The sequence below is a fragment of the Romboutsia sp. genome, assembly GCF_035470145.1.
In the GTDB taxonomy this organism is placed as follows: domain Bacteria; phylum Bacillota; class Clostridia; order Peptostreptococcales; family Peptostreptococcaceae; genus Romboutsia_D.
In genome coordinates this window covers 1-26,891 of sequence record NZ_DATIRC010000342.1, presented here as the reverse complement: position 1 = coordinate 26,891, position 26,891 = coordinate 1, and the positions used below count along the sequence as shown (strand labels likewise).

At 29.2% G+C, this 26,891-nt stretch carries 25 protein-coding genes, 1 rRNA gene, 1 pseudogene and 2 other annotated features; of the genes and pseudogenes, 24 read left to right on the top strand and 3 right to left on the bottom strand.

Annotated features, from left to right (window positions below; all coding sequences use genetic code 11):
* The first annotated feature begins 15 nt into the window (after positions 1 to 15).
* The 8 genes from rrf (at position 16) to VLM92_RS13790 (ending at position 7,050) form a co-directional block, all read left to right on the top strand.
* Positions 16 to 132: ribosomal RNA gene (rrf, locus tag VLM92_RS13825) — 5S ribosomal RNA — on the top strand.
* A gap of 487 nt (positions 133 to 619) precedes the next feature.
* Positions 620 to 1,969, top strand: a complete 1,350-nt coding sequence (locus tag VLM92_RS13820) for an aminotransferase class I/II-fold pyridoxal phosphate-dependent enzyme (RefSeq protein WP_414708164.1) — start codon at positions 620 to 622, stop codon at positions 1,967 to 1,969.
* Positions 1,970 to 2,037: 68 nt separating this feature from the next.
* Positions 2,038 to 2,727, top strand: a complete 690-nt coding sequence (locus VLM92_RS13815) for a thymidylate kinase (RefSeq protein ID WP_325276913.1) — start codon at positions 2,038 to 2,040, stop codon at positions 2,725 to 2,727.
* A gap of 2 nt (positions 2,728 to 2,729) precedes the next feature.
* On the top strand, positions 2,730 to 3,665 hold the full coding sequence (locus VLM92_RS13810) for an ATP-binding protein (RefSeq protein WP_325276912.1): 936 nt from the start codon (positions 2,730 to 2,732) through the stop codon (positions 3,663 to 3,665).
* Positions 3,662 to 4,552: a stage 0 sporulation family protein gene (locus VLM92_RS13805; protein WP_325276911.1), complete on the top strand. Its 891-nt coding sequence runs from the start codon at positions 3,662 to 3,664 to the stop codon at positions 4,550 to 4,552. The genes VLM92_RS13810 and VLM92_RS13805 overlap by 4 nt, the downstream gene beginning before the upstream one ends.
* 194 nt (positions 4,553 to 4,746) lie before the next feature.
* Positions 4,747 to 5,499, top strand: coding sequence for a tRNA1(Val) (adenine(37)-N6)-methyltransferase (locus VLM92_RS13800; RefSeq protein WP_325276910.1), 753 nt, complete (start codon positions 4,747 to 4,749; stop codon positions 5,497 to 5,499).
* Positions 5,500 to 6,333 (top strand): 16S rRNA (cytidine(1402)-2'-O)-methyltransferase, encoded by an 834-nt coding sequence (rsmI, locus tag VLM92_RS13795; protein WP_325276909.1) that lies wholly within the window; start codon positions 5,500 to 5,502, stop codon positions 6,331 to 6,333. It abuts the gene before it with no gap.
* Positions 6,334 to 6,357: 24 nt separating this feature from the next.
* Positions 6,358 to 7,050, top strand: coding sequence for an HDIG domain-containing metalloprotein (locus tag VLM92_RS13790; RefSeq protein ID WP_325276908.1), 693 nt, complete (start codon positions 6,358 to 6,360; stop codon positions 7,048 to 7,050).
* 112 nt (positions 7,051 to 7,162) lie between these two features.
* Here VLM92_RS13790 and VLM92_RS13785 read toward each other — a convergent pair whose 3' ends face one another.
* Together VLM92_RS13785 and VLM92_RS13780 are read right to left on the bottom strand one after the other, a co-directional pair.
* A complete protein-coding gene (locus VLM92_RS13785) occupies positions 7,163 to 7,591 on the bottom strand; it encodes an Lrp/AsnC family transcriptional regulator (RefSeq protein ID WP_325276907.1) in 429 nt (142 codons plus the stop codon).
* Between the two features lie 30 nt (positions 7,592 to 7,621).
* Positions 7,622 to 9,052, bottom strand: coding sequence for a nicotinate phosphoribosyltransferase (locus tag VLM92_RS13780; RefSeq protein ID WP_325276906.1), 1,431 nt, complete (start codon positions 9,050 to 9,052; stop codon positions 7,622 to 7,624).
* A gap of 128 nt (positions 9,053 to 9,180) precedes the next feature.
* On the opposite strand from VLM92_RS13780, the gene VLM92_RS13775 reads away from it, so the two are divergent.
* The 13 genes and pseudogenes from VLM92_RS13775 to VLM92_RS13715 all read left to right on the top strand — a co-directional run bounded on the left by VLM92_RS13775 (position 9,181) and on the right by VLM92_RS13715 (position 22,504).
* A complete protein-coding gene (locus VLM92_RS13775; protein ID WP_325276905.1) occupies positions 9,181 to 9,759 on the top strand; it encodes a nucleoside recognition domain-containing protein in 579 nt (192 codons plus the stop codon).
* Complete coding sequence (locus VLM92_RS13770; protein WP_325276904.1) at positions 9,759 to 10,283, top strand: spore maturation protein; 525 nt, start codon at positions 9,759 to 9,761, stop codon at positions 10,281 to 10,283. Before VLM92_RS13775 ends, VLM92_RS13770 begins: the two co-directional genes overlap by 1 nt.
* An 89-nt stretch (positions 10,284 to 10,372) precedes the next feature.
* Positions 10,373 to 10,583: a binding site (T-box leader), on the top strand.
* A 233-nt stretch (positions 10,584 to 10,816) separates the two neighbouring features.
* Positions 10,817 to 11,626 (top strand): transporter substrate-binding domain-containing protein, encoded by an 810-nt coding sequence (locus tag VLM92_RS13765; RefSeq protein ID WP_325276903.1) that lies wholly within the window; start codon positions 10,817 to 10,819, stop codon positions 11,624 to 11,626.
* A gap of 18 nt (positions 11,627 to 11,644) precedes the next feature.
* Entirely contained in the window at positions 11,645 to 12,367 is a 723-nt protein-coding gene (locus VLM92_RS13760) for an amino acid ABC transporter permease (RefSeq protein WP_325276902.1), read from the top strand.
* A gap of 15 nt (positions 12,368 to 12,382) precedes the next feature.
* Positions 12,383 to 13,105, top strand: a complete 723-nt coding sequence (locus tag VLM92_RS13755) for an amino acid ABC transporter ATP-binding protein (RefSeq protein WP_325276901.1) — start codon at positions 12,383 to 12,385, stop codon at positions 13,103 to 13,105.
* A gap of 247 nt (positions 13,106 to 13,352) precedes the next feature.
* Positions 13,353 to 13,599 (top strand) — a binding site (T-box leader).
* Between the two features lie 14 nt (positions 13,600 to 13,613).
* A pseudogene (metG, locus tag VLM92_RS13750) lies at positions 13,614 to 15,596 on the top strand (methionine--tRNA ligase); the annotation flags it as partial.
* A gap of 19 nt (positions 15,597 to 15,615) precedes the next feature.
* Positions 15,616 to 16,386, top strand: a complete 771-nt coding sequence (locus VLM92_RS13745) for a TatD family hydrolase (protein WP_325276900.1) — start codon at positions 15,616 to 15,618, stop codon at positions 16,384 to 16,386.
* Positions 16,387 to 16,533: 147 nt separating this feature from the next.
* A complete protein-coding gene (gene rnmV / locus VLM92_RS13740) occupies positions 16,534 to 17,064 on the top strand; it encodes a ribonuclease M5 (RefSeq protein ID WP_325276899.1) in 531 nt (176 codons plus the stop codon).
* Between the two features lie 54 nt (positions 17,065 to 17,118).
* The gene (gene rsmA / locus VLM92_RS13735) at positions 17,119 to 17,988 is read left to right on the top strand and encodes a 16S rRNA (adenine(1518)-N(6)/adenine(1519)-N(6))-dimethyltransferase RsmA (protein WP_325276898.1); all 870 of its coding nucleotides are present in this window, start codon (positions 17,119 to 17,121) and stop codon (positions 17,986 to 17,988) included.
* 68 nt (positions 17,989 to 18,056) lie between these two features.
* Entirely contained in the window at positions 18,057 to 19,235 is a 1,179-nt protein-coding gene (locus tag VLM92_RS13730) for a hypothetical protein (RefSeq protein WP_325276897.1), read from the top strand.
* Positions 19,236 to 19,316: 81 nt separating this feature from the next.
* The gene (locus tag VLM92_RS13725; protein WP_325276896.1) at positions 19,317 to 20,432 is read left to right on the top strand and encodes a M20/M25/M40 family metallo-hydrolase; all 1,116 of its coding nucleotides are present in this window, start codon (positions 19,317 to 19,319) and stop codon (positions 20,430 to 20,432) included.
* 294 nt (positions 20,433 to 20,726) lie between these two features.
* A complete protein-coding gene (locus VLM92_RS13720) occupies positions 20,727 to 21,623 on the top strand; it encodes a cation diffusion facilitator family transporter (RefSeq protein WP_325276895.1) in 897 nt (298 codons plus the stop codon).
* Between the two features lie 71 nt (positions 21,624 to 21,694).
* A complete protein-coding gene (locus VLM92_RS13715; RefSeq protein WP_325276894.1) occupies positions 21,695 to 22,504 on the top strand; it encodes a hypothetical protein in 810 nt (269 codons plus the stop codon).
* 71 nt (positions 22,505 to 22,575) lie between these two features.
* On the opposite strand, the gene murC is transcribed toward VLM92_RS13715, so the two are convergent.
* A complete protein-coding gene (gene murC / locus VLM92_RS13710) occupies positions 22,576 to 23,928 on the bottom strand; it encodes a UDP-N-acetylmuramate--L-alanine ligase (protein WP_325276893.1) in 1,353 nt (450 codons plus the stop codon).
* A 223-nt stretch (positions 23,929 to 24,151) separates the two neighbouring features.
* Between murC and purR the strand changes: the two genes are divergently transcribed.
* The 3 genes from purR to glmU all read left to right on the top strand — a co-directional run.
* Positions 24,152 to 25,027: a pur operon repressor gene (gene purR, locus VLM92_RS13705; protein ID WP_325276892.1), complete on the top strand. Its 876-nt coding sequence runs from the start codon at positions 24,152 to 24,154 to the stop codon at positions 25,025 to 25,027.
* Between the two features lie 134 nt (positions 25,028 to 25,161).
* Positions 25,162 to 25,440: a septation regulator SpoVG gene (gene spoVG / locus VLM92_RS13700; RefSeq protein ID WP_026902395.1), complete on the top strand. Its 279-nt coding sequence runs from the start codon at positions 25,162 to 25,164 to the stop codon at positions 25,438 to 25,440.
* Positions 25,441 to 25,632: 192 nt separating this feature from the next.
* Positions 25,633 to 26,891, top strand: a 1,259-nt coding sequence (glmU, locus tag VLM92_RS13695) for a bifunctional UDP-N-acetylglucosamine diphosphorylase/glucosamine-1-phosphate N-acetyltransferase GlmU (RefSeq protein WP_325276891.1), incomplete at its 3' end; no start/stop codon positions are given.

The window sequence follows — 26,891 nt, the reverse complement described above, 5'->3', positions numbered from 1 at the left end:
AAAACATAAAGATTATGTGGTTATAATAGCAAAGAGGATACACCTGTTCCCATTCCGAACACAGAAGTTAAGCTCTTTAGCGCTGATGGTACTTGGTGGGTAACTGCCTGGGAGAGTAAGACGTAGCCACGTAATCTTTTTTATTTCAAAAAACAAGGTCTTCATTTGAAGGCCTTATTATAGTTTCCAGGCAAATTGAATTTTAAAATTTGGAAAAACTATATATAAGAATTTATAAGTAGAATGATAAAGTTTGTAGTAGGTATTACTCAAGTATATTTATTTTTTACACTACGTCAAATAATAAGTGATAATTCTTAGAAATTAAAAGGAAGCCGTTGATAAAAATTTATAAAATCAACGGCTTTTAATTATATATAAGTTTTTATTATAATAAATAATGTAAATTTATACATATAAAATAAGATATACTATTATTACGAACTTATATAATTAAAATAATGATGATAAATAAAAAATAAAAGATTATACAATTTAAAAGTAGTGTAGTTATAATAAAAGATATTACAATACTAATAAGCATAGGGAGGGTAAAGTGAAAAATTCAATTATAAATCAGTTAAAAGGAATTGTAGATACGAATTTAATATCATTTCATATGCCAGGTCATAAGTTAGGCAAGGTTTATGATAAACTAGGGTATTCAGATATAGTAAAAAATATATATAAAATGGATACAACAGAAATATCAGGTACAGATAATCTACACTCACCAGAAGGAATAATTAAAAAATCTCAAGAGCGTGCTTCTAGGGTGTTTAAAAGTGAGTATACATATTATTTGATTAATGGAAGTACATGTGGCATACAAGGCGCTATAATGGCTTTATGTTCACCTAAAGATAAACTTATTGTTAACAGAGACTGTCATCAGTCAGTTATAAATTCTTGTATTTTAGGAGATATAGAACCTGTATATATATTACCCAAGATAAATAACGAAATAAATATATTAGAAGGTGTAGAAGTACAAGAGGTATTAGATACAATAGATAATAATTTAGATGCGAAAGCTGTTTTAGTAACATATCCAACTTATTATGGAAAGACATATGACTTAAAAAAGATATGTGAATATGCTCACGAAAAAAATATGATAGTTATAGTAGATGAAGCTCATGGATCTCACCTAGGATTAAGTGATAAACTACCTAAAACAGCACTAGATCAAGACGCTGATATAGTAATACAAAGTACTCATAAAACATTGCCTTCATTTACTCAATCGTCTATGATACATATACAAGGAAATAGAGTGGACAAAGATAAGCTAGAAACAATGTTAAGAATTATTGAATCTTCAAGTCCTTCATATGTACTTATGTCCTCTTTAGAGTTAGCAGTGGACATATATGAAACAAAAGGAAAAGAATTAATGGAAGATCTTTTATTAAATATAGATAGATTTAAGGAAGATATAAAAAATAATGAATCTATAGATATATATAATGATAATGATAAAACTAAAGTATTTATTTCATCAAAAGGATTAGGGTTAACAGGATATGAATTAGAAACAACACTAAGGGAAACATACAATATACAGGTAGAATTAGCTAATTATTATGGTGTCTTATTAATATGCACTATAGGAAATAATTCAGATGACTTTAATATGATGAAGGATGCATTAAATAATATTAGTAAGAAATCTTATAAGGAAAAATTCATAGAACATATAGAATATCCGATGACCATACCAGTAAAAGTATTAAGTCCTAGAGAAGCATTTTATAAACCTAAAAAAAGTGTTAAAATATATGAAAGCATAGGAAAAATTTGTGGAGAATATATAATACCTTATCCACCAGGAATAAGTTTATTATCTCCAGGAGAAGTAATAACAAAAGAAGTGATAGATTACATATTATTATGCAATAAAAAAGGAATGAATGTAAGTGGTATAAAAGACTCAAACTTAGAATTCATAGAGATTATAGTCGATTAGATAATATATATGGAGGTGAAATCTGATTAAATATTTTAAAAAATATTATTTTTAATCAGGATATAAATATGAACGGAAAGTTAATAATCATAGAAAGTGGATCAGACGCAAGCGGAAAGGCCACTCAAACTAAGAAGCTATATGAAAGGCTTTTAAAAGATGGATATAATGTAAAAAAAGTTGAATACCCAAACTATGCTTCAGAATCTTCAGCATTAGTAAAAATGTATTTAAGAGGAGATTTTGGAGACAAGCCTTCAGATGTAGACCCATATATAGCATCTACATTTTTTGCTGCTGATAGATATGCATCATTTAAGACACAATGGGAGGAATTTTACAGTAATGGTGGAATAATACTTGCTGATAGATATACAACGTCTAATATGGTACATCAAGCGTCTAAAATGGATAAAGAAGATAGAGATAAGTACTTAGATTGGTTATTTGATTATGAATTCAATATGTATAAGATACCAAAACCAGATTGTGTTATATTCTTAGATGTTCCGGTAGAGTTTAGCAAAAAGCTTATGGAAAATAGAAAAAATAAAATTACAGGAGAATCAAAAAAAGACATTCATGAAAGTGATATAAAATATTTAGAAAAATCGTATAATAATTCTTTAGATATAGTAGATAAATACAATTGGAACAAAATAAAATGCGTAGAAAATGATAATCTAAGAAGTATAGAAAGTATACATGAAGAGATTTATAAATTAGTTACAGACACAATGAATTCTGTGGAGAGGTAAATATGTATTTTGAAAATATAATAGGTCAAGAATTTGCTAAAAAATATTTAACAAATTCAATGAGAAATAATAAAATTAATCATGCATATATGTTTGAAGGTATAGAGGGGATAGGGAAAAAGAAATTTGCAGAGGAATTATCAAAAATATTGCTCAATAGCCAAAGTGTAGATAGTAGCCCTGACTATATAAATATATATGTTGATGGAAATAGCATAAAAATATCACAAATAAGAAAATTACAAACAGATATAATAATAAAACCACACAATAATTATAAAATATACATAATAAATGATGCAGAGAAAATGACAATAGAAGCTCAAAATGCACTATTAAAGACATTAGAAGAGCCACCTGAATATGCTATAATGATTTTAATTACAAGTAATAAGGAAGCATTACTAGATACTATAAAATCTAGATGCGAAATAATTAAATTTTTACCAATATCTTTATTAGAGTTGAAAAATTATTTAACAAAAACAGGTATGGATGAGCAAAGAGCTCAATTATTAGCAACTTTTTCAAGAGGAAGCATAAAAAAGGCACTAGAGCTATCAGAATCTGCTGAATTTGCAATTATGAGGGAAGATATACAGTCATACATACAAACGATACTCGATAAAAATATAATAGATATATTAGAAATAGCAACTAACATGGATAAATATAAAAAAGAAGTTGTTAACATATTAGATATGATGGTTAATTATTTTAGAGATATGATGCTTTTAAAGGAAAAGGTTGAGACAAGCATGATAATAAATTCAGATAAGATAACATTTATACAAAATATGAGCAAAAAAATTACCTATTCTCAAGTATCTAAAATTATTGATATAATAGAAGAGACAAAGAAAAAGATAAGAAGCAATTGTAACTTTAATATCAGTATACAAGTTATGGCTTTAAATATATATGAGGTGATTAAATGATAAAGATAGTGGGTGTTAGATTTAAGAGCGCAGGGAAAATATATTACTTCGATCCAGTTGACTTAAGGATAGAAAAAAATGCAGACGTAGTAGTTGAAACTGCAAGGGGACTAGAATATGGAACAGTAGTAGTAGGTCCAAAAGAAATAGAAGAAAGTGAGTTAGTTTCACCATTAAAACCAATTATAAGAATAGCAACACCTGAAGATACTAATGTATACCTTGAAAATAAAGAAAAAGCAAAAGAAACTTTTGAGTTATGCAAACAAAAAATAAAAGACCATAATCTAACTATGTTTTTAATAGATTGTGAATACACATTTGATAGAAATAAGTTAATATTCTATTTCACAGCAGAAGGTAGAATAGATTTTAGAGAACTTGTAAAAGATTTAGCATCAATATTTAAAACTAGAATAGAGTTAAGACAAATAGGAGTAAGGGATGAAGCTAAATCAATAGGTGGATTAGGACCATGTGGAAGAAGTCTTTGTTGTTCTTCATGGCTTGGAGATTTTCAACCTGTTTCAATAAAAATGGCGAAAGACCAAAGTTTATCACTTAACCCTACAAAGATATCAGGTATATGTGGAAGGTTATTCTGTTGTCTAAAATATGAGCATGATGTATATGCTGAAGCTATAGATGCAATGCCGGTGGTAGGTGCATTAGTAAAAGTTGAAGAAGGAAAAGGAAAAGTTACAGAAATAAATCCGTTACTAGAGCAAGTCAAGATAGAATTTAATGATAAAACTATAAAGATATATCACAGAGAAGAAGTTAAAATATTACAAGAACCTAAAAAATGTGGTGGAGGTTGTGGAAATCTTAGAGATGAAGGATTAGATGAAGCAACGTTAAGAGAATTAAAAAAATTAGAAGACTAATTATAGTCAAAATAAGAAAATTAAGGGGGTAGGATTTTTCCTACCTTTTTATGATAAAATAAAATTTAATTAATTATAGAAAATAAGTATAATACAACATAGACCTATTTTAAGAATAAAATGTATGCAAATAGAGTATAAAATAGGATATTAAAGAAGACTATTTAAGTAATAGGACATGAAAGGAGATATACATGGATATACAATTAAAAGAAACAGAAAGAATAGATGACTTACAATTAAAAGGTCTAAAATTGATACAAGATACTAATGGATTTTGTTTTGGAATAGATGCAGTATTATTAGCTAATTTTGCAAAAGTAAAAAGAGGGGCTAATGTAGCAGACCTAGGAACTGGAACAGGAATAATACCAATACTTATAGCAGGTAAAAGTGAAGCTAAAAAAATAGTAGGGGTAGAGATACAAGAAGAAGTATATGAAATGGCTACTCGTTCTGTAAAATTAAATAATTTAGAAGACAGGGTACAAATAGTAAATGCAGATATAAAAACAATAGATCAAGAATTAGAAGTACATGGATACCATGTAGTGACTTCAAATCCTCCATATATGCACATGGATGGAATAAAAAATCCTAATGATAAGAAAGCTATATCGAGACATGAGGTAAAATGTAACCTAGAGGATGTCATAAAAGCAGCTTCAAGATTAACAATGCCTAAAGGTAAATTTTTCATGATACATAGACCTACTAGATTAGTAGATATAATAACATTAGGAAGAAAGTATAGATTAGAGCCTAAGCAATTACAATTTATACATCCAAGAGCAAATAAAGCGCCAAACTTGGTCCTTGTAGAGTTTGTAAAAGATGGAAGACCAGAGCTTAAGATATTAGATCCATTATATGTATATGGAGAAGATGGAAATTATACAGAAGAATTAAGAGCAGTATATGCAAATGAAGATATAGGAGAAAACTAAATGAGTGGAAAATTATATATATGTCCAACACCGATAGGTAATTTAGAAGATATGACTTATAGAACAGTAAGGATATTAAATGAAGTAGATGTAATCGCAGCTGAAGACACTAGACATAGCATAAAACTTTTAAATCATTTTGAAATATCAAAGCCATTAACTAGTTACCATGAGCATAATAAAGGTTCAAAAGGCGGATATTTAATAGATAAATTATTAGATGGAGAAAATATTGCTTTAATAAGCGATGCAGGCATGCCAGGAATATCTGATCCAGGAGAAGATGTGATAAAGCAAGCTATTGAGAATAATATAGAAATAGAAGTCTTGCCAGGAGCAACAGCATCTGTAACAGCTTTGGTTGGTTCAGGGTTAGAAACAAGTAAATTTGTGTTTGAAGGATTTTTAGATAGAGATAAAAAAGTTAGAAGAAATCAATTAGAAGAAGTAAAAGAAGAAAGAAGAACTATAATATTTTATGAATCACCACATAGATTAAAAGAAACTCTAAAAGATATGCTAAAAATCTTAGGTAATAGAAAAATAGCTGTAAATAGAGAACTTACAAAAAAATATCAAGAAGTAATAAGGCAAGACATAGAAACAGTTATAAACATATTTAATGAAAAAGATGTTAAGGGTGAATTTGTTTTAATAGTAGAAGGATTTACAGGAGAAAAAACTATTCAAAATAGTTATGATGACCTTAATGAAAGAGAATATGTATTAGCTTTAATAGAAAATGGTATGGATAAAAAAGATGCAATTAAAGCAGTATGTAAAGATAGAAAGCTTAAAAAAGATGTAGTATATAAGCAAGTACTAGATTTATAAAACATAAAACTCGAGGTGGTGTAGATGAAGCTACAAAATATATTAATAAATAGTTTATGCTGTGAAGATACTTATAATAAAATTCGCCAATTAGATGAGGATAAAATATTAGAAGAAATTATACCTGAAGTAAAAGACATGAAACTAGTTGGGGAGTGTAAATATCATGTAGTTAATGCATATGAACACTCATTAAAGGCACTGAAAGAACTTGAAACTATAATAAAAGAAAAAGGATTTTTTCCAACTCATATAAGAAAGCAAATACAAGATTACTTAAGTAGTGATCTATGCAGTAATTTAAATAGATTTCAGTTATTAAAATTAGGAGTATTTTTACATGATATAGGAAAGCCAGATAGCAAAACTATAGATATGGCAGGAAGAACACACTTTAAAGAACATGAAATAGTAGGAGCAGAGATAGCTTTTAATTTGGGTAAAAATTTAAGTTTAAAAACGGATACAATTGATTTACTTACTAAATATGTAAGATATCATATGATACTTTTAGTACTTTATAAAACAAACAACATGAGTCAAGAAAAGTTATTTGAGATATTTGATATAATAGGAGAAGATACTATAGGAATTTTATTATTAGGATACTGTGATATAGTTGCTACTAGAAAATTATTACACCCAAATGAAGATACAGGTGTTATAAAAACATATATGGAATATGTTTTAACAAATTATATATACAGATATAAATAGGGGTTTTACCTAATATAAAAATTTAAATATGAAAACAAAAGACTATAGATTATTTATCAAATATAAACAATCTATAGTCTTTTATATAGTATAAAAAAATCATATGCAAACTTTATAGTATAGATTTTGCCTGTATCGGTGTTGATAATATAACAGAGGTTTTAGTTGAACCTATTTTCTTTATAGAATCGATAACGTTTTCAAGTTCATACATATCTTTAACTATAACCTTTAGTACAGAGCAATCGTCACCTGTTATGTGATGACATTCTACTATTTTTGGATTTTGACGAGCTTCTTTAATAAAATCGTCATACTTATTACTAGGTAGAGATATATGTATAAAAGCCTTAATAACTCTTCCTAAAGCATCAGGATTTACTATAGCTTTGTAACCTTCTATTACACCTGCTTCTTCTAATCTTTTAACTCTTTCAGAAACAGCTGGAGAAGTTAATCCAACTATTTTACCTAAGTCTTTCATAGAAATTCTACCATCTTTTTGTAAAATGTCTATAATTTTGTGATCTGTAATATCCATGTTTTAATCCCCCTTAATTAAGATAATGTATTATAAGAATTTTTTAGAATCTATCATTTTAGTTTTTAAATTCCAAAGATTTCGAGATAAGTCAACTTTATAAGTTTGAGGATTTGAAAGTCTTCTATACTCATCCCATAAAGTGTTTAACTCACTACTTACATAATCTCGTATTTCCATAACTGATTTATGCTCATATTTACATTCTCCATTTATAAATAAAGGCTTGTGAAGTTCTTTTATTGTGTAATTTTCAAAAGTTTTGGCCTTCCAAGTATAAGTAGGATGGAATATCGTTAAAGGTTTAGATGCATCTATAACCTCATCATGTAACATAATTAAATCTGCTTCAGCTTTATTATTTTTGTTGTATATTCTAACAACCTTTTTATATCCTGGATTATTTATCTTCTCAGGATCTTCAGATAGCTTTATTTTAGGCTCTATTTCACCACCTTTAAAAGATGCAGTTAATTTATAAACTCCACCAAGAGATGGGGAATCTGAAGAAGTTATTAATTTTGTACCAACGCCCCAAGAATTTATAGCAGCACCCTCAGCTTTTAGTGCAGTTATGGTATATTCATCAAGGTCGTTAGAAGCTGTAATACTAATATCTGAGAATCCTTCTTTATCTAAAACTTTTTTACATTCTTTAGATAAATATTGCAAATCACCAGAATCTAATCTTATGCCTAATGGTTTATATCCTTTTTCTTTTAAATCGTTAAAAACCTTTACTGAATTAGGAAGACCACTATTTAATACATTATAAGTATCAACAAGTAGTAAGCACTTATCTGGATATATATCAGCATATGCCTGGAATGCTTCTAATTCAGTATCAAATTTTTGAACCCAACTATGAGCTTGAGTACCTACTACAGGTATATCAAATAGCTTACCAGCTAAAACATTTGCGGTAGCTGAGCATCCTCCAATTATAGCAGCTCTTGCACCATATGTACCAGCATCAGGACCTTGAGCACGACGTAAGCCAAACTCTAGCACAGGGTCTCCTTGAGCAGCAAAACATACTCTAGAGGCTTTCGTAGCTATAAGTGATTGGAAATTAACAATTGTTAGTAAAGCGGTTTCAATAAGTTGAGCTTGATATAATGGAGCTTTTACAGTAAGTATAGGCTCATTAGGGAACATAATAGTTCCTTCCTCAACAGAATATATATCCCCAGTAAACTTAAAATCTTTAAGAAACGTTAAAAAATTATCCGAGAATAAGTTTAAACTTTTTAGGTATTTTAAATCTTCGTCCGAAAAATGAATGTTATTTATATATTCAACAAACTGCTCAATACCACATACTATGGTATATCCACTATTGCAGGCATTTTTCCTAAAAAACATATCAAATACAACTATATCCTCATGAATATTTTTTTCAAAATATCCATTTAACATTGTAAGTTGATATAAATCGGTAAGAAGTGTTAAATTTCTCATTATATTTCTCCTTAAATATTAAAAATTATAAAAAACCCCACATATATACTAAAACATAATATAGTACAACTTTCAAGTATAAAGTATAACCTACTTATCATAAAATTATTTATAGGGAGGGGATTGTTATGGGGAAAATATGGTTTTGGATGATGTCAATTGGTATAGTTGGTAGTATACTATCAAACAATCTTACACAATTGAATGAGGTTATATTGAGTGAAGCATCAAGAGGTATTGAGTTTGCAATTAGTTTAGCAGGTATAATGACTCTTTGGATGGGGATTATGAATATAGCAAAAGACTCTGGTTTAATACAAAAAATAGGAGATTTATTATCACCGATTCTTAAACGGTTATTTCCATCAGTCCCAAAGGGACACAAAGCAATGTCATATATAGTAATGAATATGGTTTTAAATATGTTAGGAGCTGGTAATGGGGCTACAGCTTTTGGCTTAAAGGCAATGAATGAGCTACAGACTTTGAATTATAAAAAAGATACAGCCACTAATGATATGATTATGTTTTTAGTTATAAATATATCTTCTATCCAGATAATACCTTTTACTATGATTAAATTAAGGTTAGATGGTGGTTCATATAATCCTAGTGAGATAATCATATCTACTTTATTTGCAACATGCGTATCTACAATAGTTGCAATAATAAGCTGTAAGTTATTGCAAAAAAGGAGGTATAAATAATGTTAAATACATTTTCTAACTTAACAATACCCCTTATAATTTTAGGTATTGTAATACATGGTAAAATTAAAGGTGTAGATATATATGATAGTTTTGTTAAAGGGGCAATAGATGGATTAAAGACAACTTGGTCTATATTACCGTACATAATAGGTATTTTTCTTGCTATTGGTATATTTAAAACAGGCAAAGGGATTGATGTTTTAGAATTTATTTTTAAACCTTTAGCTGACTTATTTAGTATTCCTAAAGAGCTTATAGGTCTTATAATAATAAAACCTTTGTCAGGTAGTGGAGCTCTTGGAATGTATAGTGAACTTGCAAATAGAGTTGGTATGGGAACTTTAATAGAGCAGATGGGTGCAACTATTGTGGGAGCATCTGAAACTATTTTCTATACTATGGCTATTTATTTTGGAAGTCTAAAAATTAAAAACACAAGACATACTTTGATTTGTTCTATGTTATGTCATATAACAGGTGTTTTAGCATCTGTATTTATATGTTATGTATTATTTACATAGTTAAAAAAAACCAAATAAAAAACATTTTAAATATATTGACACTTTAAAATAAACTAGCTATAATACATATTATAATAAAATTCAAAAAAATAAATTCTATGAAAAAGAGAGTAGCATTAATCAGATTTTCAGCGAGCTAGGGTTTGGTGTGAGCCTAGTAAGGATGTTTATTGTGAAGAGAGCTTTGGAGAATATTGCTTGAAGTAATAGTATGGCGATAGGTATGCCCGCCTTAAGGGATAGAGTGGATAAGTTTACTTATCAATAAGAGTGGTAACGCGGATATAATTCGTCTCTTGGTTTTTATAACCAAGAGACTTTTTTAATATAATGAATTATATTTAGTGATATTAGTCTATTTGAAAACTTATCAATAAGAGTGGTACCACGGATAATTTCGTCTCTTAGCATTTTGCTAGGAGACTTTTTTGTTACAAAAAAACAGATATACAAAAGAAAATTGGGCAAAATAACAAGAAAATAGTAAACATTAATTATCAATTACAAATTATTACCAAATAGGAGGAATTATCATGAAAGGTTTAAAAAAATCAATATTATGTGTTTTAGTAGGAGCTTTAACTTTAGGAACAGTAGGATGTACTTCTCAAAAGAAAGAAGTTAGTGAATTACAAGGAATAAAAAATAAAGGTGTTTTAACTATAGGAACTAGTGCAGATTATCCACCATATGAATTTCACAAGAAGATAAATGGGAAAGATACAATTGTAGGATTTGATATGATGATAGCTGAAGAAATAGCGAAAGACTTAGGTGTAAAATTAGAGATAAAAGATATGAAGTTTGATGGATTATTAGGTGCATTAAAGTCAAAAAATATAGATATGGTAATTGCGGGTATGACTCCTACAGAAGAGAGAAAGAAAGCAGTTGATTTTTCTGACACTTATTATAATGGAGGAAACGTAATTTTAGTAAAGAAAGAAAATTTAAATAAATACAAAACTATACAAGATTTAAAAGATGCTAAAATTGGAGTTCAAAAAGCAAGTCTTCAAGAGGGTATAGTAAAAGATGTTATACAAGCAACAAATACAAAATCTTTAAGTAAAATAGCAGATGTAGTTTTAGAACTTGAAAATGGTAATGTAGATGCAGTAGTTATAAGTAAAGAAACTACAAAAGGATATCTAAAACAATATCAAGATATAGACTATGCGAATGTAGACTTAGGTGAGAGTACAGCTGAAGGATCTGCAATTGCAGTAAGTAAATCAGAAGATAAAGCATTATTAGATGAAGTTAATAAAGTATTAACTAAGTTAAGTAAAGAAGGCAAGATAGAAGATTTCGTAGAGAAAGCTACTGAATTAGCTCAATAAAGTATAAGGAGAGAGAGTATGGATTTTACATTTTTAAAAGAGTATTCACAATTTTTCATAGATGGAACCAAGATAACTATAATTATATCTTTGTTCACTTTAATACTAGGGTTTATAATAGGTACAATAGTATGCCTAGGGAAAATATCTAGAAATAAACTGTTAAGTATATTATCTAGTGCATATATAGAATTTTTAAGAGGAACACCATTGTTAGTTCAAATATATATAATTTATTTCGGATTTCCTACAATAGGAATTGAATTCCCAGATATAGCATTTATATCATCTGAATATATAGCAGCAATATTTGCTTTATCTATAAACTCAAGTGCATATATAGCAGAAATACTAAGATCAGGAATACAGTCTATAGATAAAGGACAAATGGAAGCTAGTCGTTCTTTAGGATTAGACTACTCAATGAGTATGAGAATGATAATAATACCACAAGCTTTAAAAAATGTACTACCAGCATTAGCAAATGAATTTATAGTTTTAGTAAAAGAATCATCAATAGTATCTATAATAGGAATACAAGATTTAATGTATAGCTCAGATATAGTTAGAGGAAATACCTATCTAGCATTTGAACCGTTAATAGTAGCAGCTATGATTTACTTTGTACTTACATTTAGTTTATCGAAGTTAGTTAGTTCATTTGAAAATAAGCTACAAACTAGAAGTGCAGGAAAATCAACTAAAGTAAAAAATAAATTAAAAGTTGATAAGGCTGCATAAAGGGGGATTAGGGTTATGATACAGATAAAAAATATAAAAAAGAAATATGGAAAATTAGAAGTATTAAAAGATATAAATTTAGATATTAAAAAGGGTGAAATAGTAGCTATACTAGGACCAAGTGGATCAGGGAAAAGTACATTATTAAGATGTATAAACTTATTAGAACAACCAAATGATGGAGAAATATTATTTAAAGGAAATAACATATTAGACAAGCAATGTGACATAAATAAAATCAGACAAAATATAGGAATGGTTTTTCAAAATTTCAACTTATTTCCTAATATGACAGTACTAGAAAATATTATTATGGCACCTATAAAAGTAAAAAATATTGCAAAAGAAGAAGCAATAAAAGATGCTATGGAACTTTTAAACAGAGTAGGGTTAGCTGAGAAAAAAGATGAATATCCAAATCAATTATCAGGTGGACAAAAACAAAGAATAGCAATAGCAAGAGCTTTAGCTATGAAGCAAGATGTTATGCTATTTGATGAACCTACATCAGCACTAGACCCTGAGATGGTAAAAGAAGTTTTAGAAGTTATGAAGGAACTAGCTGATGAAGGTATGACAATGGCTGTTGTAACACATGAAATAGGATTTGCAAGAGAAGTTGCAAGTAAAGTTGTATTTATGGATGAAGGATATATATTAGAAGAAGGAAATCCTAAAGAGATATTTAATAATCCAAAGCATATAAGAACAAAACAATTCTTAGACAAAGTTATATAAAAAATCGCTTCGCTTGAGCGACATGTCGGCGAATCACTTCATGTCGCCAACGATATATCTTCGCTCTCGCTTTGAGCAACGTGTTGGCGAAGTACTTTAGATACATCCGTTGCTAAAAGAAATTGATTAAGGAAAATATAGATTGACATCATGTATTAAATTTAATAAAATTAACCTTAATACATGATAAATAGAATTTACAAAAAATAATGAATATAATATATTATTTAAGTGAAAAATATATAACAAATAAGCTAAGAAGAGAAGAGTAAATAAGGATTTTTTCTACAGAGAGCTAGAATAGGTGAAAGCTAGCGTTAAAAAATTATTGAACATGGTCTCGGAGCTTTTTTATCCGAATAATAGATTATCTATTTTTAAGATAAAACGATTAGACTCGTTAACGTCTGCTAAGATATCTAAATACTAAGGTATTAACTTAGTAAGTATTAGATAAATTAGGGTGGTACCGCGTATATAATCTCGCCCCTATGTATATCATAGGTGGCGAGTTTTTTATTATAGAAAATTAAAATCAGAGGAGGTAATAAATATGACTAAACCAAGTTTTTACGTTACAACTCCTATATACTACCCAAGTGGTAACTTACATATAGGACATACTTATACAACAGTTGCAGCAGATGCAATAGCAAGATTTAAGCGTTTCTGTGGATATGATGTAAAGTTTTTAACAGGAACAGATGAACACGGAGAAAAAATACAAAAGACTGCTAGAGAAAAAGGTATGACAGAAATAGAATACTTAGATGGAATGATAGCAGATATAAAGAAATTATGGAATACAATGGATATATCATATGACGATTTCATAAGAACTACTGAAGATAGACATAAAGTAATAATTCAAAAGATATTCACTAAGTTATATGAACAAGGCGATATATACAAAGGAGCTTACGAAGGAAGATACTGTACTCCATGTGAAAGTTTTTGGACAGAGTCTCAATTATTAGAAGGAAATAAGTGCCCAGATTGTGGAAGAGATACTTACTTAGCTAAAGAAGAAGCTTACTTCTTCAAATTATCTAAGTACGAAGATAGATTAAGAGAATTATTCGCTGACCCTAATTTCTGTTTCCCAGTATCAAGAAAGAATGAAATGGTTGCAAACTTCTTAGACAAAGGATTAGAAGATTTATGTGTAACTAGAACTACTTTTGACTGGGGTATCAAAGTACCATTTGACGAAAAGCATGTAATATATGTATGGGTAGATGCGTTATGCAACTATATAACAGCTCTTGGATATATGAGTGAAAATGATAGTGACTACAAGAAGTTCTGGCCAGCTAATGTTCATATAGTAGGTAAAGAAATAATGAGATTCCATACTATAATATGGCCAGCAATATTAATGGCTTTAGGAGAAGAAGTTCCTACACAAGTATATGGTCATGGATGGATATTATTTGATAACGATAAAATGAGTAAATCAAAAGGAAATATAGTATACCCTGAACAAATGATAGAAAGATACGGAGTAGATTCATTAAAATACTTCTTATTAAGAGAATTTGCATTTGGACAAGATGGTAACTATACTCATAGAAACTTTATAACAAGACTTAACTCAGATTTAGCAAATGACTTAGGAAACTTAGTAAGTAGAACTGTAGCAATGGTAGAAAAGTACAATGGTGGCATAATACCAATGGCTAAAGCAAATACTGAATTTGATGCAGATTTAAAAGCAGTTGCTAAATTATCAGTAGAAAACTTTGAGAATGAAATGAATAAACTTCAATTTAATGAAGCATTAGAAAGTGCTTGGAAGCTAATAAGAAGAACAAATAAATATATAGATGAGACTATGCCTTGGGCTTTAGCTAAAGATGAAGCACAAAAAGATACTTTAGATACAGTTCTATATAACTTATGTGAATCTATAAGAACAGTAGCTACACTTATAAACCCAATAATGAATGATACTGCTAAGAAAATATACTGTCAATTAGGTATAACAGACGAAAACTTAACAACTTGGGAAAGTGTTAAGACATTTGGTCTTATAGGCGAAAACACAAAAGTTCATAAAGGGGAAGCTCTATTCCCAAGATTAGATGTTGAAAAAGAAGTAGAAGAATTAAACGAATTGTTCTCAGAAAAAAAAGATGAAGTAGTAGAAGAACTAATAGAACATAAAGAAAATATAACAATAGATGAATTAGACAAAGTAGAGCTAAGAGTAGGAAAAGTTCTAAGCTGTGAAAAGCATCCAAAAGCAGATAGACTATTAGTATCTCAAATAAAAATTGGACCAGAAACAAGACAAATAGTATCTGGAATAGCTAAGTGGTATAAACCAGAAGAAATGGTAGGAAAAGAAGTTATAGTAGTATGTAACTTAAAGCCAGTTAAATTAAGAGGTGTAGAATCTCAAGGTATGATATTAGCAGCTGGAAATGATGGAGATAATTTAGTAGTACCGCTAGCAACAGGTGCTAAGGATGGATGCGAAGTTCGTTAATCAGTTAGGAGAATAAAAAATGTTATTTGACTCACATGCACATTTAAACGATGCAAGATTTGATGAAGATAGAGAAGAACTAATAAAATCTTTAAAAGAAAAACAAGTAGATTTAGTTGTAAATCCAGGTGCAGATATAGAAAGTTCTATAACAAGTATTGAACTTGCTAAAAAATATGACTTTATATATGCAGCAGTTGGAGTACATCCCCACGATGTAGGAGAACTAGATGATAATGCAATAGATATTCTAAGAAAATTAGCTACTGAAAATGAAAAAGTAGTTGCAATAGGTGAAATAGGATTAGATTATTACTATGATAATTCGCCTAGAGAAATTCAAAGAGAATGGTTTAAAAAGCAAATAGAGTTAGCTAATGAACTTAAATTACCAATAATAATACATGATAGGGATGCACATGGAGACACTTTTGAAATAATCAAAAATACTAAAGACCCTGAAATAGGATGTGTACTTCATTGTTATAGTGGTACTGTTGAGTTAGCTAAAGAATATGTAAAAATGGGATGTTATATTTCTATACCAGGAACAGTTACTTTCAAAAATAATAAAAAAACTAGAGAAGTAGTAAGAGAAATACCTTTAGAATACTTATTAATAGAAACTGATTCACCATACATGGCTCCAGAGCCACACAGAGGAAAAAGAAATGACCCATCACTAGTAGCATTTGTTGCTGATAAGATAGCTCAAGAAAAAGAAATATCTTATGAGAAGGTATGTGAAGCTACAAAAGAAAATGCAAAGAGATTTTTCAATATAAAATAATAAATATTATAATCATTAAAATCAAAGCTATGGTGCATAATTGTACTATAGCTTTATTTTTTCTTGATAAAATTATGTAAAAAACGTAAAATATAAAGATGTAAGTTAAGATACGAGATTAAAAATAGATAAAAAGGTGAATTAATAATGATAAAAGAAATTATAGTTGTAGAAGGAAGAGACGATGTTACCGCAGTAAAAAGAGCTCTTGATGCTGAGCTTATAACAACTGGTGGATTTGGATTTCCAAAAGGTGTTATGGAGCGTATAAAATCAGCTCAGAAAAGACGTGGAGTAATAATATTCACTGACCCAGATTTTGCAGGAGAAAAAATAAGAAAAAAAATAGCAGCTGAAGTACCAGGATGCAAACATGCATTTTTACCAAGAGAAGAAGCTAAAAAAGATGGAGATATAGGAATCGAGAATGCTACTCCAAAAAGTATAATAGCAGCTCTTGAAAAAGTAAGAACAGAAAGTACGGATAAAAGAGATGAATTTAAGCAAGTAGATCTGATAAGAAACGGACTTATAGGAAATGAAGATGCATCTATTAGAAGAGATGAACTTGGAAAAATACTTGGAATAGGATATGGAAATGCTAAGCAATTTCTAAATAGACTAAATAATTACGGAGTAAGTAGAGAAGAATTTAATGAAGCATTAAAAAAATTATAATAATAAATACGTGTGTATATGAAGATACACTAGATATTAAAAGGAGAAATATAAATGGATAGACTTTCATCACATAGAGCAACCAAAGATGTAGTTCAAAAACATGGATTCAAGTTTTCAAAGTCTTTAGGACAAAATTTCTTAATAGACGATAATGTTATAGATAGAATATTAGAAGGCGCAAGACTTTCAGAAGGAGATTATATAATAGAAGTAGGACCTGGTATAGGGACACTTACTCGAGAAATGGGAAAAGTAGCTGACAAAGTAGTTGCTATAGAAATAGATAAAACATTAATACCTATATTAAGAGAAACATTATCAGATCTTGAAAATGTAGAAGTAGTAAACCAAGATATATTAAAAGTAGATGTACAAGAATTAGTAAAAGAAAAATTAAATGGAGGCCCAGTTAAACTAGTAGCTAACCTTCCATATTACATAACTACACCAATAGTTATGAAATTCTTAGAAGAAGATATACCAGTAACAGATATAGTAGTTATGGTACAAAAAGAAGTTGCAGATAGAATGAACGCAGTACCAGGAACAAAAGATTATGGAGCTTTATCAATAGCAGTACAATACTACTGTGAAACAGAAATAGTTGCAAAAGCACCAAGACACATGTTCATACCGCAACCAAATGTAGACTCAACAGTTATAGGACTTCATGTAAGACCAGAAAGAAAATATCCAGTAGAAAGTGAAGAAATATTCTTCAAGACAGTTAAAGCAGCATTTGGACAAAGAAGAAAAACTTTACTTAATGCACTAAGTGGATTAGGATTTTTAAGTAAAGAGCAGATAAAAGAAGTTTTAGCAGAAGCTAATATAGATGAAAAGAGAAGAGGAGAAACTCTTACAATAGAAGAATTTGCTACTCTTTCAAATAAAGTAAATGCAAAAGTACCTTCAAAATAGAAGGTACTTTTTTTATAACATAAGTCATATACTATTTAGAGAAATTATGTTAAAAGGGGGTATTAGAGATGGCTTCTAAAAGAAAGTTTAAGAGAGATTATATAATTCTTGAAGCTAAGGACAATAATTTTAGATACAAAGAGCGCATTTTACCAAAAGCATTTGCTAAAGTAGAAATAAATGATGAAAAATCAGTAGTGTCACTATACGTAGAGAATCTTAAATGTGTAAAAGATGGATATAGAGTAGTTGCTATACAAAGTGATTATGAAACACTAGATTTAGGTAGAATTGTTTTAAGTGAACAAGGTAAGGGTGAATTTGTTTTAAATCTAGATAAAGAAGACATAGAAATAAAAGGGATAGCTTTGCTTTATGAAAAATGTGTTCCACTTATAGGTTTTAAGGGAAGTAAAATAGATAATTATGAGGAAATATTATTTACAGGTGACGAGTATGAAGAAGTAGAAGATGAAGAAGATTTTGAGGAGTATGAGGAAATAGAATATATAGAAGTAGAAGATGGAGAAGATTTTGAAGAGTATGAAGAAATAGAGTATATAGAGATAGAAGAAGATGATGATGAATATATAGAAGTAGAAGAGGAAGAAGAGGAAGAAGAGGAAGAAGAAGAGTACGAAGAATACGATAATGTTGAAAAAACGATAGATCGTAATTTATATCAGGAAAAATCACAACCAACAAAGTCTAAACAAGCACAAGGTAGAGCTAAAAATATAAATCAATTTAAACAACCAAGATATCAGCATATACCATATCAATCCTATGAAAAACTACAAAATAAAAATAAAACTCAAAATACTAAGTCAGCGGGAGCATTATTAATGCCAAGACAAATAAAGAAAGGACTAAAATATTTTGCTGAAGTTAAACCTTTCGTAAATAATGAGATAGAAGATAGTAGATGGTGGAAAATAGAAATAAATCCAACAACATTATGTGGATATACAATGCCTTATTTAGGATATGTAAATTCATTAAATTATACAATGTATAGTGATGCGGTAATGAACTCATATAAATATAGACATTATTTATTTGGAGTACAATATGATGAGTACAATAAGAGAAAGAACTATATATATGCAGTTCCAGGTCATAAAGATGAACAGCCAGATAAAGGTCATACAGGATTTACTACTTATCAACCATGTGATACTAGAAATGATAGTTTAGGATACTGGTTATGTCTTATAGATTCTAGAACAAGAAGAATATTAAAATAGAATAAATTGCCTTATCCTCTTGATAATATTATGATATTACTCTAAAATATATAAAGATACTATAATTTAGGAGGAAACATCATGATAAACAAGCAAAGACTTATAGATGAATTTTTAGAATTAGTACAAATAGACAGTCCATCTTCAAAAGAAGGCAAAGTAGCAGAAGTTCTAGTTAAGAAATTAGAAGAAATAGGCTGTGAAGTTTTAATAGATGATGCTGGAGTAAAAGCTGGTGGGGAAACTGGAAATGTAATAGCTACATTAAAAGGAAATAGATCAGGAAAGAAATTATTATTTAGTTCACATATGGATACAGTTAGCCCTGGTATAGGAATAAAACCTATAATAGATGAAGCTAATGGAATAATAAAAAGTGATGGAACTACAGTATTAGGTTCTGACGATAAAGCTGGGATAGCAGCTGTATTAGAAGCATTAAGAACTATCAAAGAAAACGATATACAACACACGGACATACAAGTAGTATTCTCTATATGGGAAGAAGGTGGCTTATATGGAGCTAAGTACTTAGATTATTCTAAATTAGATACTGACTATGCATTTGTACTAGATAGTGGTGGTTCTCCTGGAGAAATAATAATTCAAGCACCTGCTCAAGATGCTATAAAAGTTAAAATAACAGGGAAACCAGCTCATGCAGGACTTCAACCAGAAAATGGAATAAGTTCAATAATGGTAGCAGCAAGAGCTATAGAAAACATGAAATTATTAAGAGTAGACGAAGAAACTACTGCTAATATAGGTATAGTTAATGGTGGTATAGCAACAAATATAGTTATGCCAGAGTTAGAAGTAGTAGCTGAAGCTAGAAGTTTAAGTGAAGAAAAATTAGATGTTCAAACAAATCATATGGTAGAAACATTCAAAAAAGCTGCTGATGAGTTTGGTGCACAAATAGATATAGAAGTTGCTAGAGCATATGCACCTTTCAATGTAGAAAAGGATGATGAAATAGTTGCACTTGCTAAAAAAGCTTTCTCTAACATGAACATAGAAGGATACACTGCTTCTACAGGTGGAGGAAGTGACACTAACATATTAAATAAAAATGGAATAAAAGCAATAAACCTAGGAATAGGTATGAAAAATGCTCATACATTAGAAGAGTATATAGCAATAGAAGATTTAATAAACTCTTCAATAATGGTAACAGAAATAATAAAAGAAGCATAATATAAGTTAATATTATACAATGTGATTAAAATCACCTAGCAAAAGCTAGGTGATTTTTGATGTTTATAAGCATTGATAATCGGTATTAAAAGCAAAATGTATCCATTTGCATATAAGATTAATTTTATGCTTAAAAAGAGCGAACTATGGATATAAATAAATTTATGTATAAAAAATTCGCTTCGCTCATATAGTGCAAGAGGTTCGCCAATACTTGGCTCAAATAATTTTTAAAATCAGGTGTGTTAATCCGATTTAGAGGTTGGATTTATAAGATTAGAGAGGAATAAAAATATGGAAACTAGATATGAAGAGGCTACTAAAGTAACCGTGCAGTCGATAATTTGGAATATTATTTTAACCGTTATAAAAATAATCGCAGGAGTTTTAGGAAAGTCCAATGCAATGATATCAGATGGATTGCATTCGGCATCAGATATAATAAGTTCAGTAGGAGTACTCATAGGAAATTATGTATCATCAAGACCTAATGATAAAGAGCATAACTATGGACATGAAAAAGCAGAAACATTGGTATCATTTTTATTATCAATATTACTTATATTGGTATCATTAACAATAGGAGTAGAAGCAATAAAATCATTATTTAATTTACAAGAGGTACAGATACCAACACTATTACCACTAGTAGTAGCAATTATATCAATAATAATAAAGGAATATCAGTATAGAATAACAATAAAAGTAGCAAAAAAGATAAACTCACCATCGTTAAAGGCAGATGCATGGCATCATAGATCAGATGCATTATCATCCGTTGCTGCATTTGTAGGTATAGGAGGTTCGATTTTAGGATTTAAAGCACTAGATCCCCTAGCCTCAGTAGTAGTAGCATTTTTTGTATCTAAAGTAGGAATAGATATACTAAAAAATTCAGTAAATGAATTAATGGATCTATCTATAGATGATGAACAAGAAGAACGAATAAAACAAATAGCAAAAGAAACAAAAGGAGTACTTAATTTAGGAGAGATAAGAACAAGAAAACATGGAGCTATGGCATACGTAGATTTAACAATATGCGTAGATGGAAACATAACCGTAAGACAAGGCCATGATATAGCTCATAAATTAGAAAAACATATAATAAATGACATAGAGCTTGTCAAAGGTATAACAGTTCATGTCGAGCCATGTAATAATTGCCCAGGGAATATGTGTATAAAATAATTATATCTTACAAAATGTTGATAAAAGTAATATAATTGTTTTATAAGTATATAGCCTTAGGAGGGATTTTGATGGCTAAAAAAAGAAAACTAAAAAAAGGTATGGCTTTAATACTTGGAATTATATTGTTTTTTGTAGTATATTTTATAACTTTTAATCGTGTAAGAAATCTTGATGAGAAAAATAAAGAACCAGTAAAAACAGAAGAACAAGAAGAAGATACAAGACCACTAATAAATCAAATAAAATTAAAAGAAAAAATATATATATCAGATTCAAAAGTAGAAAATATAAGAATAGAAGAATCATATTGGTCTAATGTGAAAGTTCTATTTAGTGAATTTACTAAAATAAGAAAGCCAGAATCATATACACCTGTATATAATGGATACTCGGATGATGGAATAAGATTTTCTACAGACTTAAATTACTTTAGAGCCTACACTGTAAGTAAAGAAGAATACTATAAAGTTCCAGTAGCTACAAAAAATGAGTTTGAGAGACTTTTAAGAGAAAGTATTTATTTATCGTTTGATTTCATAAAACAATATAAGAGTTGGGAAACAGTAGAAATAAGCTATAAAGGTCAAACTAAGAAAATACATAAATGGAAGTTTGATGATCTTTCTTATAAGATGGCGTCAAAAAGAATTGTTGGAAAAGTTCAACCTGAAAAGAACAAAGAAAGAAGTAAGTATAACTTTACTATATCGATTAGAGGGAAATATTACAATTCAACAATAGAAACGATGGGAAAAGATTATGTTAAAATGTCTGCTGGTGAAGGAAAAAATAAGGCGAAAGCTTATTATGAAGTTCATACAGGTTTATATGAATATCTCGTGTCAGAAGTATTTGAACTTGAGCAAAGTGAAAAATAGTCTATAATATTTATATACAGAAAAAAGGGTATGCTAGTTAATATAAATTAGCATACCCTTTTAGATTTTAACTATTCTTGAACTAATGCTTCAGCAACCTTATATATAGGACCTGCACCAGCAGTTATAACTAAGTCATTATCCTTAACATTATCACGAAGGTAATCAGTTATATCTTCAAAATTACTTATATAAGTTACATCAACATTATTTTGATATAATTTCTCTACTAAATCTTTAGAATGAATATCTCCTGGATCGTTTTCTCTAGCAGCATAGATATCAGTAATAATAACTTTATCAGCAGCATAGAATGCTTCAGCAAAATCGTTTAAAAGAGATTTAGTTCTAGTGTAAGTGTGAGGTTGGAATATACACCATAACTTAGACTTTTTCATCTTTTTAGCGGCAGCTAAAGTGGCCTTCAATTCAGTTGGGTGATGAGCATAATCATCAATAACTAAAGCTTCATTATAGTTACCCTTAACCTCAAATCTTCTTCCAACACCATTATAAGCTTTTATATTAGTTCTTATAAGCTCTAAATCTATAGAAGATACATAAGCTGTAAGTATAGCAGCAGATGCATTATATATATTGTGAAGACCAGGAACAGAAAGTTCAAACTTTCCTAAGCTTTCACCCTTAAGCTCTAATTCAAATATTCCGTGACCATTTTCATTAAAGTCTATATTTTTTATAATTGCATCATTAGATGTATTTCTTCCGTATTTGATTACAGTTGCTTTAACTTCATGTAATATATCTTCTGTATTTTCATCATCACCATTGATTATGAAATAACCATCCTTAGGAAGTAATTTCCCGAACTTGTTGAAAGAAGCTTTTATTTCATCTAATCCCGAGAAGTAATCTAAATGATCTTCTTCTATATTTAATACTATAGATATCTTAGGATTGAAATTAAGGAAACTGTCAACATATTCACAAGCCTCTGTAATAAAATGATCAGAATTACCTATCTTAACATTTCCTCCAATAGTGCTTAAATTACCACCAACTAATATCGTTGGGTCTAAGTCCGCATATTGGAATATTGTAGACAACATAGAAGTTGTCGAAGTTTTACCATGAGTTCCAGAAACTGCGATAGAGTTTTTGTATTCTCTCATGATTTGACCTAAAAAAGCAGCTCTATTCATAGTAAGTTTATTTTTTTCTTTAGCAGCAACAAGCTCAGCGTTATCCTCATGCACAGCTGCAGTATAAATAACCATATCTACATCATCAGATAAGTGTTCTTTTTTGTGTCCGATAAATATATTAGCACCTTGAGCTCTAAGCTTATCTAATAGATATGATTCGTTTGCATCTGAACCGGATACTTTATATCCTTTATTAATACATATTTCAGCTAAAGCACTCATGCTTATACCGCCAATTCCAATGAAATGTATATTCATAAGAAAACCACCTTTCTTTTTAATTAAGTTCTATAATATGAACTATATTTGTGGTATAATAGTATAATGTTCAATATTTTATGGTAAATATACATATACTAGATTATATATATAATATATTTAAAAATTAATTAAAACATAACAATTATTATATCATAATAAATATTGTTATGCATTAGTTAGTTTATGTAGTAAATAGCTACAATTGTAGGAGGGAAATTTAATGAAGTTTAAAAGAACGGAGAGAATTGGTGCTATAGTAAAAATACTATCAGACAATCCAAATAAAATATTTACATTAAGTTATTTCACGAACCAATTTAACGCAGCTAAGTCAACAATAAGTGAAGACTTAATAGTTGTAAAAAACGTTTTTGAAAAGTTACAATTAGGAAAGGTAATAACTATATCTGGAGCAGCTGGTGGAGTTAAATACATACCAAAAACATCAAAAGCAGAAAATGAAGAATTCTTAATGGATTTATGTGAAAAAATAGGTGATAAATCAAGGATCTTATCAGGAGGATTTTTATATTTAATAGATTTAATATATGATCCAACTATAGCCGCTAAAATAGGTAAAATATTTGCCTCAAATATAGATTATGCAGATGCTGACTATGTAGTAACAATGGAAACAAAGGGAATTCCAATGGCACTAATGACAGCAAAAGCTATGAATTTACCATTAGTTATAATAAGAAAAGACATAAAAGTATCAGAAGGTCCGACACTTAGTATGACATATGTAAATGGCCACAATTCAAAAATAGAAAGTATGAGTTTGCCAAGAAAAGCCTTAAAACCAAATAGTAAAGTTATATTAATAGATGACTTTATGAGAGGTGGAGGAACTATTAAAGGAATGGTAGATTTAATGAATGAATTTGGAGCACAAGTTATAGGAACTGGGGTATTTATATCTACAATGAAACCGCAAGAAAAGATGGTAAAAGACTATATATCTTTAATTCAATTAGATGTAAATGGTGAAAATGTAACAGTAGAACCAAATCTAAAGACATTCAAATATGAATACCAAAACGAAGAATTAGAAGAAGAATATGATATCGACGATATATTAGACGAGGAAGAGTAATAATAATGCTACAAAAAATAATAAATTTTATAAAAATAAAAAAGGATATTTAAAACATTCCTAGAATTATATAAAAAAACAGTCTAATATTAAGCATATTAATTTGACAAAATTTAAAAGGGGGATATAAAGGGATGAAGATAACTGACGTAAGAGTAAGAAAGATAACTGATGAAGGTAAGATGAAGTGTATAGTTTCATTAACTTTCAATAATCTATTTGTAGTACATGACATAAAGGTTATAGAAGGACACAATGGACTATTCATAGCTATGCCAAGCAGAAAAGTAGGGGAAGGTAATTTCAGAGATATAGCTCATCCAATAAATGCTGAGATGAGACAAGTATTAGAAGATGCAGTTTTAAAAGCATATCATGAAGCAGTAGCTCAATTAGAGGTTGCTGCTGAGTAATAATAAATATAGAAAATTTATCAAGAGTCGAACTATTCGGCTCTTTTTTGTGTTTAAAATTTTTGTATAAATGTATACTTTTTTGTAAAAAGGTGCTATATTAGTTAGTGATAGAAAAGACATTGTATACAAAAATAAAGATTTACATAATATAGATACAGAGGGAATAAAAATAAAGAATGGAGTGGAGAAATGAACTTTAAAGCTATAATCCTTGCGGCAGGCAAAGGTACAAGAATGAAGTCTAAATTTCCAAAAGTAATACATAAAGTATGTGGAAAAGAAATGGTTAACCATGTAATAGATGTTTGTAAAAACTCAGGGGTTAACAATATCGTAACAATATTAGGACATGAAAGTGAAACAGTAAAAGAAAAATTACCTAAGGACACTATGATAGCAATGCAAACAGAGCAATTAGGAACTGGGCATGCTGTTATAATGGCTAAAGAATATATAAATGATGAAGATACAATAGTAGTGTTATGTGGAGATACACCTTTAGTAAAAGAAGAAACATTAAAGAAATTATTTGATTATCATATGGAACACGGATATCATACAACAGTTCTTACTACAGTAGTAGAAAACCCAACAGGATATGGAAGAATAATAAGAGACAAAAATCAAGATTTACTTAAAATAGTAGAGCAAAAAGATGCGAATGAAGAAGAAAAGAAATCAAAAGAAATCAACTCAGGAATATACTGCTTTAATGGAAAGAGCTTAAGAGAATCTCTAGACTTATTAGATAATAACAATGCTCAAGGGGAATACTACTTAACAGATACTATCAAAATAATGAGAGATAAGGGTCAAAAAGTAGGAGCTTTCAATGGTTCTACAATAGAAGAACTAATGGGAGTTAACTCAAGAGTGGAACTATCAAAAGCAGAAGAAATAATGAGAGCAAGAATAAATGAATCTCACATGGTAAATGGAGTTACAATAATAGACACTAAATCAACATATATAGAATCAGATGTTGAAATAGGAAATGACACTATAGTATATCCAGGAGCTATGTTAAAAGGAAATACAAAAATAGGTTCAAGTTGTATAATTGGAATGAATTCTAGTATAACAAATTCACAAATAGGTGATTATACAGAGGTAGAAAGTTCAACAGTAGTAGATAGTATAGTTGGAGAAAACACAACAGTAGGACCATATGCATACTTAAGACCAAAGAGTAACATAGGAAACAACGTAAAAATAGGAGACTTCTTAGAAGTTAAAAATGCTACAATAGAAGATAATTCTAAAGCATCACATCTTTCATACATAGGAGATGCACACGTTGGAAAGAATGTAAACATAGGATGTGGAGTAGTATTTGTAAACTACTATGGTAAAAATAAATTCAAATCTATAATAGAAGATGGAGCATTTATAGGTTCAAACTCTAATATAGTTGCACCAGTAAAAGTAGAGGAAAAAGGATATATATC